We start from the raw sequence: 13,980 nt of genomic DNA on the forward strand, positions 1-13,980 counted from the left end.
CAAAGCAGTACCGACTTAGTACCGTATTAGTACCGGGGTAGTTCCAGAGTAGTCCCGCCCTAATACCGGGGTAGTTCCAGAGTAGTCCCGCCCTAATACCGGGGTAGTCCCGTCTTTTTGTTTTTTACAGTTTTTACTTGACAAATAAAAAAGTTCTATCTCACCAACAGATAGAACTTAGTATTTCAGTTATAAAATACGGCTACTAGCACATAAGATCATCAGAGATTTTCATTTTCAGCTCCTCTGATAAAGTACTCAAACTTTTTCCCTTATCTTGCATGTGGATAGTATCATACTTCCTTATCACATCTTCTTTACTTAAAATAAAATCGACAGCATGAATAGACTGAGAGCTTGTTTTATCAAATATATTTCTATCTTTAACTCTAAAACTCCTAGGCACATAATATGTATCCCCAGTAGCATCAGTTGAGTCCAGAACCACTAATAATGATTTATCTAGGTTTGTGAGTGCATACGGATAAGTTGCTGACGCAGTAACTAAATCCTTTATTACAAATAGCTCCTCTTTTATAAATAAATCTAGTGCTCTCAATCCCTCCGTTTTTCTGATTGCTATACTTAATGGATGGCGATCATTAAAAAATATCTGATTTCCCCCTAAATGCCCTTCAGAGGCTGACATGTAAAATTGGTTTGGCGACAGTCTTGCATTTGCACCAGTAAGATGTTTAAAACTATCAGTTTTAAAATGCATTTCAAAACATTCATCACCAAATATATAAATAAAACGCTTACCTACAAGTCTCTCCTTATACAAACGAGCACTACTAATAATATTTCTTCTTACTTGCTCTTTTTTTCTATGAATATTCACTAAGCTTTTCCAGTCTTTCTTTAACAATAAAAGAGCAACCTACTCAGGTCACCCTTCTATTTATATAGTGAGTGTTTTATCCTGGTTGTCAGGCTCGCTACCCATCTTGATAGCTAAAATGTTACGGACATTCTTCTACTAGCCGTATTAGTCAAGCACTATCTCTGCTTTGGAGCTCGCTACCCATCTTGATAGCTTTAAGTTATGGAATTATACCTGTTCCATACCCAGTACAACTTTAAAGTGTCTCCACACTCAAGATATTTCTATCTTCACTAATATTATACAACAAGAAAGGAGGTGATGCAAGTAATCAGTGGAATTTTTTCAAAATTTTGAAACCTCAACCTCTTTTCAATTTCTAAATGAAAATGACCTACAGCAAGCTGTAAGCCATTTATTTTAGTCGGTTTATTCTGGTGTCTGCCACCCGCTTGGCTCTTATGTCCAAGATTAAATATCGGATTTAATTTTGGTGTCCGCCACCCGCTTGGCCCTTATGTCCAAGATTAATATCAGATTGACCATGAGCCGACCACTCAAATTAAAAATTCTCATTTCACACTCGGCTAATTTTTGTTTACCAACAAGTCAGAACCGTCACTTGTCTCATCAAAGTGATGACATGAGAATATCTCATCTACATCATATTATACGTTAAGTAGACCTATTACGCAAATGAAAAACAATCCAATGAACAACGAACCATGCGCCTGTAATAATTTTCCATTATGTATGCTGCCATATCTGAGATGGCTTCCTTTGTCACTGGCATAACCTGCATGCTGTAGGTTTGTTGATTATAAAGTGTTAAGAATTGAAACTTGATATGGTAGATATAGACTCCTGAAACAAATAAAGTAGATAGGATTTCAACTTCTAAGATTTTCAAGTGTAGCACCTCTTTCTGTTGGTACTTCTAGTATAACTAAAAACAACTGATCAGGGGTTGCTATCCTCTCAAATGTACAAAAAAATGCCTGAAATGACCATTTCTTGTATCTCAGACATTTTTAAGGCAGAAACTTCAAATATTTCTGCGCTCTATATTTAAGCTGGAAAACGTTCTAGAATCTGGTCCAAAATTTCTTCTAGGCTTTCATCTTCCGGATACATTTCCCAACCCCTGTCGTAACTAATGACTTCCTCACCGTCTACGTCCACTCCCAATTTAAAGATGCGTCCGTTGTCTATTCCATCCTCGAAGGGTTCAGTGCTTACCTTCGCTAGGTAAACCACCTTTCGATTGTGACTTGTAAATATTCCTTCTTGCCACATGTTTCTGCCTCCTTAGTCCAACCAAACGTAGTCGTCAACTTCCAACGTGGTAAAATCCGTATTTCTTAATTAAGTCCACTATTTTTTCAGGGCTTTTACCCCTTTTCTTTTTTGTATGTGTATGTTACCGTACGACTTTTTATTTATCAAGTCATTAGCGAAGATTATTCAAAATTTTTTAAACTCCTATCTGGACCCGTAAAGCCCGGTCAATCCGCACCAGCCAGGCTTCTTCTCGAATGGTCATGACCTTATTTTTTAACTGAAATTTATCCACTGTAAGAACCTGCTCTGCCAAAACCAAGCTGGACCACTTAAGCCCTTTGAAAACTTTCTTAGGTAGATACACATGAGTAGGCAGGTGCTTTTTCTTTTGAACCTGCTTGGTTAGGGGAACAACCGTAACCAAATGAGAATGGTCATTAGCTTTATTATTGCTGACGATGATGGCCGGTCGAATCCCTTGCTGAATATGACTGTTTTTCTGATTTCCAAAATCTACGTAATAAATATCTCCTCGTTTGCACATATGGTTCTCCTCTAGCTAAGTAAAAAATCTTCTAACTGCTGGTTTCTGATGGTATAAATCAAACGCAGTTCCTTAATGGCCTTTTGCTTCCACCTGCTAATGGTACTCCTGCTGATATGATACTTGACCATAAGGTTGTCCCAGCTTTCTGACACAATGACTAAATCCGTCACAAATTCCGCCAAATCATCTGGAAGCTGACTGACAGCTACTTCAAAAAAATGCAATTCCTGAACTAAACGACAGTAGCGCTTTGACAAATATTGATAAAGCTCCCGATTGGCTTTCTCTGTTTCTTCCTTGTAGGATAAAGCAATGATCTCACTGCGATAAGGATTCTTACTGGTCTGCACCCTTGGTTCATCAGACCGACCATAGACCATGGTGTCCAGCATCTCATTTTCTGAGATGCCGACAAACTGGTCCAACTGGCTACATAAGAGCTTCATCTCCTTTTTCATGTTCTTGTAATCATAGAAAAAGCTTTCTATTTTATCCATCCTTTTCCTCCTCTCTCAATTCATATCTGACGGCATCAATCAGGGATTGCTGAGAGATGTCCTTTTCTTTCAATCGTTTCATGACTTGTTCGTCCATCGTGCTCTTTGTAATGATGTGGTGAACAACCACCGTTTCTTTCTGCCCTTGCCGCCAGAGCCTGGCATTAAGTTGCTGGTACAGCTCCAAAGACCAAGTTAAGCCGAACCAACAAATGGTATGACCGCCAGCTTGAAGATTCAGTCCATGACCACTGCTTGCCGGGTGAATCAAACCAAGGACTATCTTTCCCTTGTTCCAGTCCTCAATATCCTGATTGCTTTGAATCACTCTAGTTTCTGAAAAACGTTCCTTGATGCGTTTCAAATCATGCTGGAACCAATAAGCGACTAACAAAGGCCGGCCATTCATACTCTCCACCATTTCTTCAAGAGCCACTAACTTCTGATCATGCAAGAGTACCGCCTTTCGATTCTCATCATAAACCATGCCATTAGCCATCTGCAGTAATTTATTCGAAAGGCTGGCACTGTTCACGGCATCAAGTACCTGCCCCTTGAGAGAAACCACCATCTCTGCTTTGAGCTCCTTATAAACTGCAAATTCTGTCTCCGACATCTCAACTAGAACTTCATTGTCCACTCGTTCTGGCATATTAAGATAATCCACTGCCTTCATAGAAATCGTCATATCCGCTATCTTTTCATAGATGGCTTCTTCTGCGCCATCCTTTGGCTTATAAGAAAAGATAACCTGACCGTTTCGTTTGTCGGGGTCAAAATACTGATTGCGAAAAGCTGTGATGAAGCGTCCCAGGCGCTGTCCGCCATCTAAAATGCCAATCTCAGAAAATAGGTCCATGATGTTTCCAGGAGTTCCCGTCAGCCCAACCATGCGCTTGATTTTAAATCGAACTTTCCTAAGAGCCTTGACGCGTTTAGCCTGATAAGACTTGAAGCTAGATAGCTCATCAATCACCACCATATCAAAATCAAAGAGTTGATTCTGAATCAACCAGACGACATTTTCTCGGTTGATGGTATAAATAAAGGCTGAGCGTGTTAAGGCGGCTCTTCGCTCTGGTTCACTGCCAATGGCAATGGAAATATCCAGCCCCTTTAAATGTTCCCACTTATCCAGCTCACTCTTCCAAGTATGACTGGCTACTCGAAGCGGGGCAATGACCAAGACTTTTCTGACCTCAAATGAATCCAATATCAAATTCCACAATGCCGTTAAGGTAATCACGGTTTTGCCTAGTCCCATATCAAGAATCAAACAAGCTGTCTCATGCTCCTCAATGAATCGAGTCGCTACCTCCTGATAAGGATGTGCCTTGTATGTCATCTAGTATTTCTCCAATCTTTCCTTTATCATCCAGCATATAAACCAGAAACCCCAGCTTTCTTAACTGTTCCATGCGCCTGACCTGAATCTTTCTGGGCTTTTCTCCTGGGGCTTTTAACTCCACAAAACCAATCTTTCCTTGAGGTAAAATCACGATTCGATCAGGCATCCCTACCAAGCCAGGCGAGACAAACTTCATGGCGAGACCACCCCGCTTCTGACTTTCTAGTCTCAGTTTTTCTTCAATTTCTCTTTCTCGCATTTCTTCTCCTCCCAGGGTTTCCGATAGGGGGTGCCAAAAGGGTTCAAACTCCTTACGCGCGTATGGGTGTCCATTACTCCTATTTTACTAGTAGTAACACTACTCTCTTAGAAAAGATAGGCAACTAAGGAAACTAGTACTAGAGAAACTACTATTGGCAACAGCTTTGAGCAGTTTCCCATTCGGTTGCTGAAAGGTAAAATCGAAAACCTGCGGAAACCAACTAAAGCTTCCCAAGTTGCCTTACGGCACCCGGACAAAAGCACGTTGAGTACCATACAGGGAAAACTTCATCTTACCAGTCGTATTTCCTGTGTACTTATTCCAGCCACCGATTTTATTTAGAATTCCTTCAATTTCATAGGAATCAGCCTTTTTGATATTCTGTCGTTCCTTACCGAAGCACTCACACCAAATTTCCATAATGCAGACCCGCTCACGCTGTTCTGTTCCCTTCAAAGTCTGACTGCCAAAGTCACTACCAGCCAAGAAAGTCCGTCGCTCATATAAGTCCATCTTGGCCCAGTTATCTGGCAATAAGGTATCCAGGTACTCAGCTACAATGCCTTCTCGGTCGTCTGATTCCATGGCCTCCTGTCGCTCTTTATTTGCTTCATTTTCTGCTTTTCCTTTTAGAAACAATTCCTCCCCTGCTTCATAATAGACCTTGGCTTCTGCCCACAATTGGTCTACATCGACTAGCTCCCAAGGCTTTAACTGACTGGCATCGGACACTCGAATCGGCCAAAAGCGACGGTTCCCAGTCACGTCTCGCAAGAAGCCACCTTCTGAATTGGTTGAACCCACAATAATACAAGCGCGTGGGTGACTTTCCACATTCACCCCATAGGCTTGACGGAACTTATCATCCTGTCGTGATATAAAGGATTTAACAGTTTCCACATCTGTTTTTCGAATTCCTGTCATCTCAGAAATTTCTAGAATCCAATAGCCCTGGAGCTTTTCTGCCGCAGTTTTATCCCGCATGTCTGAAATCGCCAGAGAATCCGAGAACCACTCTTTACCTAGCTTGAGAAAGAAGGTTGATTTTCCTATCCCCTGCGGTCCATTTAGTACAAGAATAGAATCAAACTTAATACCTGGTTCATAAATTCTTGCTATCGCAGCCACCATAGTTTTTCGCATGACTGCTCGTGTATAAGCTGTGTCCTTTGCCCCAAGGTAAACGATAAGAAGCGAATCAATCCGTTCGACTCCATCCCAGACCAAGGGTTCTAAATACTCCTTAATGGGATGGTAGAGCCGGTAAGAAGTCACCACAGCTAAAAGAGCATCCTTGAACTTGGTAGGTGACCAAATACCATAGACACGCTCAAAGTAGAGCTTGGCATTAGCTAAGTCCGAATCATTCCAGCCAGGACGTGACCGTCTCCAAGGCAGCTCACCAATCACATCAATAACATTCTTGAATTCATTGTAGACAATGTTTTGAAGATTGGGGTCAAAGTGCAGAATCGTCGCAATGTTGGATAAGGTATCCTTAACACGGCCGGTCTTATCCAGCTCTAAGCTCGCCTGCCAATTCTCCGTATCAGCAAATTCCAAAGTCGCATCTGCTAAGCGCTCTTTTGCCAGTGTCTCCCTGGTCGCATCATCTTTTAGGACATAATCCTGCATAGCCTTATAAGACGGTTGCTTAGCTGAGTCTTTCTTTTCCTCATCATCCTGATCACCAAAGAGATGCAGGCGAACCAGGTCAAAAGCCGATAAAAGCCTGTGACCATAAGGGTCGGTCGCATGGTGGCTATAAGCAAATTTGTCATCATAAAGAACAACCCCAGCACTGGTTGTGGCATGAATATAATCAAAACGACCTGGAATGCTGGAAGGCTTGTAAACATCTCCTAGAAATTTTTCAATTGCTTCTGTAATGGTGTAGGTTCGGTTAAAAGCCCCAATCAAGCCAGATTTTCCAAGAGGATCTGCTTGTTTGGCAATGGCCCGCTCCAGCAGCTTGTTCTGCCGGCTGGATACAGGCCACTCAGTCGTATCTTTCCAGTTCTGATAGCGCGCTAGAACCGTGTCCGGACTGAGGAAGTCACCCTCCAATTTTTTGAAGACAAATTCTCCATCTTGCGAGGTTGAAGGCCAATACATGAGTCGACTCGGTTCATAGGTCGTATCATCAAATAGCTCCATACCGATATCTTCAGCCACTTTTCTGGCAACAGCCTGGTATTCCTCAGCCGTTACTTCCCGAGATAAGGGGATAATCAAACGTAGCCTTGGATGCTCTTTGGTATGTTTATGCGTTGAATAGAAATAGGCAAAGAAAGAAAAGAAGAGTTCGACTTCATCCATAATGCCAGGTGTCGCAAAGTCCATATCTAAAGTCAGAGCCGAGCGAGACAACACCGCATCTTTCTTTCGTCTTCCTTTGTCAAGCTTTCCTAAAACAAAGCCGCCGACATCTTTAATATTATCTTGTTTTGATTTCGCTAGTTTCTTATACTCTGCAACGGTCTCAGCCGTTCGGATAGTGGTTGAAATGCGGGCTTCAAACTGTTCCAAGCTATAACTGGTTTGCGTCCAAATCTTATCGGTTCGTTTGTTTCCTAATGAAATGGTAAGTTCCATTCTTTCCTCCTTAATCTTTCTTATAAAATTCACAGGCATAGCCGTCGGCTTGTAAAGGCAGACCTTCGGCCCAGTCTGGCTTTGTGGCAAGTAGCTGGCAGACTTTTGCCACACTCTCTTCTCTCACTTCTACCACCACTTCATCATGCACATGAAGAACAATAGCTAATCCCTTTTGCTCGAGCTGCACCATGCCATAGGCCAATAAATCTCGGGCGATACCCTGAACAATATTTTCCACTAACTTTGGTCCATAGGTCTCAAGCCGAGTCCATTTCTTACTCTCTCCAATCCCTTCATAGGTCAAGCTAGGTTTGCCAAATGCATTCATGCCCATGCGAGGTTTAACATAAGCTAGCTTTCGTCCAGAAGGTAGCGTAATAAAGAGCATGCCAGATTGATAGCTGATGACAAGATTCTTAATCTTCTTCGGTTCTCTTGTTTCATAGACCTGCTTTGCGGTCTTATCTATCTCCCACCAAAAGGCCACAATATGCGGATTGGCTGACCGCCACTGATTGACGAGCGGCTGCAGTTCCTCTTCTTCCAGTCCCATATCCAGTGCTCCCATAGCGGTTAAAGCGCCGACTGACCCACCATAACCAAGAGCTAGTTCTGCAATCTTACCTTTTTGGCGAAGGTGGCTATTAACACCGTGTTTCTCAACCGGTACTCCAAACATAGAAGACGCAGATGCGCAATAGATATCCCCGCCCTGTTCAAAAACATCTAACCGCCAAGATTCCCCAGACAGCCAAGCCAACACCCGAGCTTCAATCGCAGCAAAGTCAGCAACGATAAACTGATGACCTGCTTTGGGGACAAAGGCAGTCCGAATAAGTTCAGAAAGGACACTCGGGACATTCTCATAGAGAGTATCCAAGGTTTCAAACCTCCCTTCTTTCACAAGGGTTCTGGCAAGGGACAAATCCTTGAGTTTGTTCTGAGGAAGATTCTGCACCTGAACCAATCGTCCAGCCCAGCGGCCAGTGCGATTCGCTCCATAAAATTGCAAAAGTCCATGTACCCGGCCGTCTGAGCAAACACAGCGTTCGATAGCCTGGTATTTCTTGACGGAGGTCTTGGACATCAAGAGACGCAGTTTTAACATTTCAAGTACTTCTCCATCTGCTTCTTTGAGTTGCTTGGTCACCTCTTTCTTTCCCAACGAGTCCATGAAGACTCCTTGCTCTTCTAACCAGCCCTTTAGTTGAGAGACAGAATTCGGATTCTCTAATCCACTCAATTCATAAGCACGCTTTGTGACCCGCTCCTTATAAGAAAGGTCACAAAGAATGGCCTGTTCAACCAACTGCAAGTCTACTTCTATGCCTCGGTCATTGATTTCCTGATCCAACTGATAGAGAAGCTGCTCACTATAAAGCAAGGGATGGTTTCTCAGACGCTCTCGAATAGCTTGTTCCACCTCAACATCTCGCTTGCAGTAACGTTTAAATAATTCCCAGTCCTCAGGCGCATGATGGGGGAAATTCCGCGCTCGCATACCATTTGCTTTCGTTCCTTTACAGGGCAGACAGAAATAGCGAATCAGCCTGCTTCCTTCTTTCATCTTTTGTTCTTCTATGTTGAGAACTCGGCCCACTCCTTCAAGGGATAATGGTAGGCCTAAACTTGCTGCAAGTACCGCCGTACAGAACCAGGACTTAGCTGAGAGATGCTCTCCTAGAAACTTGGAAAGACAGACCCTCTCAAAGTTGGCATTGAAGGCCGTTTTTATAATGGCATCATCTAATAGAGCTAAACGAATCTCTTCAGGAATCTGCTCTCCCTGAGCTAAGTCTACCACCTGCGTTTCTTTCTCATCCTCTTTATAGGCAAAGAGCAAAATCTCAAAGGCTAGGCTATCCACATAGCGATAGACTCCGCATTTTGTTAAGTCTACATCTGAATAAGTTTCAATATCAATGCTTAGAGTTTTCATCCGTCCTCCAATAGGTAAAGAGGTGGAGACCCACCTCAAGCTAGAAAGTCGTCATCATCAACGGTACCGAATTCATCTTCTGCTCGAACTCGGCCACCCAGTGGTTCTCCGTCTTTCAATTTTTGAATGTTTCCAAGGCCAGCTGCCACCCCACGATTGCCATTGGAGTTAAAGCCATAAAATGTCACAGATACCCGACCATAACAGCCTGAATAGACTTCCGTCTGATCTAGGATTGGCTGAACCTGCTGGTCTACGACCTGCGGCTTTTGTTTGGAATTACAGTTAATAAAATAACTATTGGCATAGGCTTCATCATCCGGCCGGTCAATATCTCCGTCTCGGAGTGGTAGTTTCAGATTGGCTGGAATCTTCCCTCCAAATTTTGAAATAGCTTCTTGTTTGGCCTGCTCTACGGCTTGTTGGATTTTCTGAATCGTGGCCTTATCACTCTTTGGAATAATTACTGATACAGAATATTTCGGTTCTGAACCATTGATAGATTGCGGCTCCCATACATTCGCATAGGATAGACGTCCAGGGACGATTACTTTTGTTTCTTTTGACATATTAGCTTCCTCCAAATTCAGCTGCTGCTGGAATATATTCTTTTCGTTTATCACTTTCAGGAACAAGGGTCAGCTTGCCTTGAGGTTTGCGGACCAAATGCCCTAACAATCGGTTAAATGCTTTCTTGCCCATCCGTTTCTCCAGTTCAGTCAGAGAAACCAGACTTTGTTTATAGATATCCGTGAAGCCTTCTGCTTCTGCTAGTTTGGCCACTTCATCTTCATCAGTGAACTGACGGATAGAGCGACCTTCGACCAGTTTAAATCCTTCCCATGATTTATGAGTATCAATGGCCACCTTGGTCGCATAGTCTTTCACCTCTGTCGCCCATTTGACTAGGTCATCCACATGAAGAAGAATTTCTTCAATCTCTCCATCCGTCAAAAGATGAGGGGAAGCCAACTGGAATTGTTCAAGCTCTTTATGATAGTCCATTCGTGCCCGAAGAACGGCATTACAAGGTGAGAACTGACACCAAGGACCATAGGTGACCTCTCCTTCTCCTTTAAAGGCCAGTTCAGCCTTAGGTTTCAGATCCGTCTCAGCCCACTCTAGCAAATCTTCTCGTTGTAAAATAGCCGTTGAGATATTCCCTTTTCGTGGCTGAAAAATGGTCATCTTGACTTCTTCAATATCATAGAGAGCATCGTAGAACTCCAAGGCTCCCAGGGCATAGAGCTTCATCTGCGGGTTGTTCTCGGCTTCGACCAGCACCCCTTTGCCATACTTGAAGTCCACAACATGCAGGGTGCTGTCTACCACAATGACACAGTCAGCCGTCCCAAATCCTTCTGGAACATAGCGAGAAAAGTCAACTTTCTGCTCAATGAGAACAATTGGATCACTGGTACCTTGTTTCAGTTGTTCAAACTCATCTATGATGAAGGCAACATAATCTTCCGTGGCTTGTTCCATCTCAAGCGTCAACTCACCTTCCGGTTCTTCTGCTTCTATCCGAAGTGCACTTTTCAGCTTATACTCAGCTAGAGCATGGGCCAGTGTCCCCTCTTCTGCTGCAGGATTAGTCTTGTGTTCAAAGAACTCCTCTAAGCGAGCAAGAGGCGGCACCGTCAGCCAGCGGTGGCTGGAGGATGCTGATAATAGTGCGTGTTGTTTTCCCGCCATATCAGAGTCCTTTCGCATCTTCAAGAAGAGAAGAATAACGCTTCTCTTCTACCGCAGAGAGCTTGTTTGCTCCATACTTTTGAAGGAGTTCTCGCACCTGTTCTGTTTTACCAGCTCGGGACTTTTCGGCCAGAACTTTACGGATATCTTCAATAGTGACTGTTGGTAAAGCTGCCTTTTCAGCTTTTTCCACAGGTGCTTCATCTGTATGGTCAACCGCACCATACAGTTCTTCCAAACTATCTGCCAGCATTCGTAAGTTGGAGACAACAGTTTCTAGTTTTTTCATTTGAGCCATAGCTTTTCCTTTCTTATTCTAAGAACATGCTTGGAAACTTCGACCAAACAGAATCTTTCGTATTAGTAACTCTTGGATTCTTTTCTCCTGCATAGCGAACTTTGTGGCCACTACATTGGAGGGCAAACAAGGGTTCTACCCGGTCATCAATTTCCATGGTATGTGGATTGATAGGCTGACCATTCTCGTGGAATAATCGGAAAGGTTTCCCCAGCTCTTTCGCCGTTTCAATCTCATACTTCATACCTTGAGAGATATTGGGACCATAGACCCAAATCTCATCACATCGCTTCAAAAGCTCCTGCCCCATGGTCAAGCCCTGGATTCGTTCATCAGGATTCCTGTCGTTTAAGAACTGTGTCAAAAGCAGATGCGGTGCAAGGGGGACATAGCCAGCTTTGGCAGCTTGCTTGGAATAGGCAATGGCCTTCTTTTCATTTTCTGCAACATTCCCTCGATAGGGTGAACAAATAAATACTATTTTCATTCGGAAAATTCCGTCCTTCATCAATTTTTTGGAGTTACTATCGATGGCCATCTCCAACTCACAAGACTAGTATAAAACCATTTGGCGAAAGTCAACAGAGCAAAAAATGAGGGGTTTTGAACGTGAAAATAAGTCTTTGATATAAACCATTTGTTTAAAAAACCTGTTAGAACGCAAAAAAGCACCCCTCAAAAAATGAGGGGTGCAACATAAAAAATTTTTAAATTGTTTTCACATTCATCGATTTTAGTTTTTCATTTACTTCTTCTAATGAAAGGTGGTAACAACTTCTTAGAATCATTTTATAAGCACAGTGGTGAGGAAGCAGGTCATTAAAACTGTGAGTGCTCTTCCTAATCAAATCAAAGCTAAAATCTGGATACAGCTTTAGGCCGATACAGACGGCAATTATGTTCTTCAACTTACCATTCTCTCCGTGCTTTGTTTCCATTCTCTCTATTGTAGAAACACTAACGCCACTGTATTCTTCCAATTGTTCCTGTGTACAATTCTTCCTATCTCGATGGAAACGCAATGTACCACAAAAATGATTCGGAAGAGATTCCATAATGCGCTGAATCTCAGGGAAAATATGGCCGGAGTATTCCGGGATTGAGTTGACTTCAATGATGTGTTCTGAGAAATCTATCTCAATTTTTAGTTCAGGCAGATTTCCACGATACAAGATATAATCATTGAAATCCTTAAAACTAATACTTTTCCGACCTGCATAGTGGATATCAAATACGAGACAGCATTCATCCATATGGGAGTATGCATAGTCAGTCATTTGATAAACTCCATATTCTACCATACGAACATACTTCTCAGAGTTTAGGCAGAAATGAGAATCTACATAAACATATTTCCCTGAATCCATCAGCTCTCTAAAGCGTTCGTTCTTGAAGTTCAAAAAACAAGCATTGTTAAAAGAGATGGTAAAGGTCTGATTGTTCTGAATCGCATCCGCTTCACAGGTGTAGCTCTTGATGTATTCATGCCCCACATACTTGTAGATGCCTTCAAACTCGGTATAACCAAGCTGCATCATGCGAATTTTTACAGCCCATCGGGACACTTGAAAGAATTGAGCTAAATCGTCAATCACCTGTTCAAACATGGTGATTCTTTCATCTTCATCAAAAAGGAACGAGTACTTGAGAAACAGTTCCTGAACCATCATTTTTGTGGTTTTCCTTGGCATTAGAATTCTCGCCGCAATACCATTGGCCTGCCACTCCATCCAGTCGTAAGCACTCCACTTATCTTCTTTAATAGCAGAGCGATTTAAACGGCTAGAAATTTTGGTATCTTTCGATCCTAATAAACTCTTGTATTCATTGTGAGTACGATGCAGGAGCCAGTGAACACATTCATGAATAATGGTATTATTAAAGCCTCCCTGATTCCGAAGTCCTTTTACCTTAGGGTCAACGAGAACAGTTCCGGCTTTCACAGTACGTTCCTTTTCTTGATTACCATCAAAGAAAGTCACAAGGCTATCTTTAAAAACCATCTCACCAAAAATAGAGCTATCTGAAGAAAGAGTACCCTCTTCAACCTCAACTCCAATATTCCCTGCAAAATCATAGATGGGCAGTGCCATAGGAGCTTGCAGCATCTCCGGATAATATTGTTCTAAAATATCTTCTGCAATACTATCCATATTCTTCGCGCTAACATAGGGCACAAATTCTTTTGAAAAATAAGGAACAGGCCCCTTCTCACTTGAAGGAACATAAGGCTTAATTTTTAAGACAGAAAATTGATGAAGACCATCTGCCAATAGGTACTTTACTTTTACTGAAAGCCAGATTTCAGCACTGTCATTTTCATAGCCAAATCGACCATGACCTCCAATATTTAAAAAACCAATTACAAGTAAATCCGAAACAATAAAGTCTCCACTTTTATTGCTTGCATGAATACTCTTTATAGAAAAGTCATCTAGTTTGGCAAAATTGATATCATCAATTGAATATGAGGATATATTTAAAGATTCTCTAGAGTTATAAACATACGAATTAATCTTAGCAAAAAGCTCATTATAAAATGTATTTTGGAATAAGGTTTGAAATGACATAACAATCTCCCTTTATAAAATATTTTTCTCCTTACATTTCGTCCTACCCCAAATTAGCCCTTTTAAAGCTAATCTAATTATATTCTTTGACTCCACTTTTAGTATCATTATAACAACAATTC

14 protein-coding genes are annotated in these 13,980 nt (G+C 42.1%); all 14 read right to left on the reverse strand.

Annotated features, from left to right (window positions below; translation table 11 throughout):
• Positions 1–205: 205 nt before the first annotated feature.
• A complete protein-coding gene (locus GMD5S_RS0207225) occupies positions 206–868 on the reverse strand; it encodes a PBECR4 domain-containing protein (protein WP_000913325.1) in 663 nt (220 codons plus the stop codon).
• 643 nt (positions 869–1,511) lie between these two features.
• Positions 1,512–1,733 carry a hypothetical protein gene (locus GMD5S_RS0207230; RefSeq protein WP_000697162.1) on the reverse strand — a complete coding sequence of 74 codons (222 nt, stop codon included), beginning with the start codon at positions 1,731–1,733 and terminating at the stop codon, positions 1,512–1,514.
• A 158-nt stretch (positions 1,734–1,891) separates the two neighbouring features.
• On the reverse strand, positions 1,892–2,119 hold the full coding sequence (locus tag GMD5S_RS0207240; protein WP_000267706.1) for a DUF7678 domain-containing protein: 228 nt from the start codon (positions 2,117–2,119) through the stop codon (positions 1,892–1,894).
• Positions 2,120–2,297: 178 nt separating this feature from the next.
• On the reverse strand, positions 2,298–2,648 hold the full coding sequence (locus GMD5S_RS0207245; RefSeq protein WP_000335299.1) for a type II toxin-antitoxin system PemK/MazF family toxin: 351 nt from the start codon (positions 2,646–2,648) through the stop codon (positions 2,298–2,300).
• A gap of 11 nt (positions 2,649–2,659) precedes the next feature.
• Positions 2,660–3,148, reverse strand: a complete 489-nt coding sequence (locus GMD5S_RS0207250; RefSeq protein ID WP_000357689.1) for a hypothetical protein — start codon at positions 3,146–3,148, stop codon at positions 2,660–2,662.
• Entirely contained in the window at positions 3,141–4,493 is a 1,353-nt protein-coding gene (locus GMD5S_RS0207255; protein WP_000221145.1) for a DEAD/DEAH box helicase, read from the reverse strand. Before GMD5S_RS0207255 ends, GMD5S_RS0207250 begins: the two co-directional genes overlap by 8 nt.
• Positions 4,444–4,755, reverse strand: a complete 312-nt coding sequence (locus tag GMD5S_RS0207260; RefSeq protein ID WP_001209159.1) for a VRR-NUC domain-containing protein — start codon at positions 4,753–4,755, stop codon at positions 4,444–4,446. The genes GMD5S_RS0207255 and GMD5S_RS0207260 overlap by 50 nt, the downstream gene beginning before the upstream one ends.
• 243 nt (positions 4,756–4,998) lie before the next feature.
• Positions 4,999–7,353 carry a virulence-associated E family protein gene (locus GMD5S_RS0207265; protein ID WP_000424009.1) on the reverse strand — a complete coding sequence of 785 codons (2,355 nt, stop codon included), beginning with the start codon at positions 7,351–7,353 and terminating at the stop codon, positions 4,999–5,001.
• Positions 7,354–7,363: 10 nt separating this feature from the next.
• Positions 7,364–9,295 carry a DNA polymerase gene (locus GMD5S_RS0207270; protein WP_000854925.1) on the reverse strand — a complete coding sequence of 644 codons (1,932 nt, stop codon included), beginning with the start codon at positions 9,293–9,295 and terminating at the stop codon, positions 7,364–7,366.
• Positions 9,296–9,330: 35 nt separating this feature from the next.
• Positions 9,331–9,864: a DUF2815 family protein gene (locus GMD5S_RS0207275; protein WP_000032506.1), complete on the reverse strand. Its 534-nt coding sequence runs from the start codon at positions 9,862–9,864 to the stop codon at positions 9,331–9,333.
• A gap of 1 nt (position 9,865) precedes the next feature.
• On the reverse strand, positions 9,866–11,008 hold the full coding sequence (locus GMD5S_RS0207280; RefSeq protein ID WP_001224297.1) for a DUF2800 domain-containing protein: 1,143 nt from the start codon (positions 11,006–11,008) through the stop codon (positions 9,866–9,868).
• Positions 10,992–11,288: a hypothetical protein gene (locus GMD5S_RS0207285; protein WP_000068161.1), complete on the reverse strand. Its 297-nt coding sequence runs from the start codon at positions 11,286–11,288 to the stop codon at positions 10,992–10,994. The genes GMD5S_RS0207280 and GMD5S_RS0207285 overlap by 17 nt, the downstream gene beginning before the upstream one ends.
• A 13-nt stretch (positions 11,289–11,301) precedes the next feature.
• A complete protein-coding gene (locus tag GMD5S_RS0207290; protein ID WP_008282373.1) occupies positions 11,302–11,826 on the reverse strand; it encodes a DUF7768 domain-containing protein in 525 nt (174 codons plus the stop codon).
• Positions 11,827–11,995: 169 nt separating this feature from the next.
• Positions 11,996–13,858 carry an XRE family transcriptional regulator gene (locus GMD5S_RS0207295; RefSeq protein WP_000009955.1) on the reverse strand — a complete coding sequence of 621 codons (1,863 nt, stop codon included), beginning with the start codon at positions 13,856–13,858 and terminating at the stop codon, positions 11,996–11,998.
• Between the last annotated feature and the right edge of the window lie 122 nt (positions 13,859–13,980).

The organism is Streptococcus sp. GMD5S, assembly GCF_000298715.2.
Lineage (GTDB): Bacteria > Bacillota > Bacilli > Lactobacillales > Streptococcaceae > Streptococcus.

Coding starts and splice junctions, on each gene's coding strand:
- GMD5S_RS0207240 (WP_000267706.1), bottom strand. CDS start 2,119: ATGTGGCAAGAAGGAATATTTACAAGTCACAATCGAAAGGTGGTTTAC.
- GMD5S_RS0207245 (WP_000335299.1), bottom strand. CDS start 2,648: ATGTGCAAACGAGGAGATATTTATTACGTAGATTTTGGAAATCAGAAA.
- GMD5S_RS0207250 (WP_000357689.1), bottom strand. CDS start 3,148: ATGGATAAAATAGAAAGCTTTTTCTATGATTACAAGAACATGAAAAAG.
- GMD5S_RS0207255 (WP_000221145.1), bottom strand. CDS start 4,493: ATGACATACAAGGCACATCCTTATCAGGAGGTAGCGACTCGATTCATT.
- GMD5S_RS0207260 (WP_001209159.1), bottom strand. CDS start 4,755: ATGCGAGAAAGAGAAATTGAAGAAAAACTGAGACTAGAAAGTCAGAAG.
- GMD5S_RS0207265 (WP_000424009.1), bottom strand. CDS start 7,353: ATGGAACTTACCATTTCATTAGGAAACAAACGAACCGATAAGATTTGG.
- GMD5S_RS0207270 (WP_000854925.1), bottom strand. CDS start 9,295: ATGAAAACTCTAAGCATTGATATTGAAACTTATTCAGATGTAGACTTA.
- GMD5S_RS0207275 (WP_000032506.1), bottom strand. CDS start 9,864: ATGTCAAAAGAAACAAAAGTAATCGTCCCTGGACGTCTATCCTATGCG.
- GMD5S_RS0207280 (WP_001224297.1), bottom strand. CDS start 11,008: ATGCGAAAGGACTCTGATATGGCGGGAAAACAACACGCACTATTATCA.
- GMD5S_RS0207285 (WP_000068161.1), bottom strand. CDS start 11,288: ATGGCTCAAATGAAAAAACTAGAAACTGTTGTCTCCAACTTACGAATG.
- GMD5S_RS0207290 (WP_008282373.1), bottom strand. CDS start 11,826: ATGGCCATCGATAGTAACTCCAAAAAATTGATGAAGGACGGAATTTTC.
- GMD5S_RS0207295 (WP_000009955.1), bottom strand. CDS start 13,858: ATGTCATTTCAAACCTTATTCCAAAATACATTTTATAATGAGCTTTTT.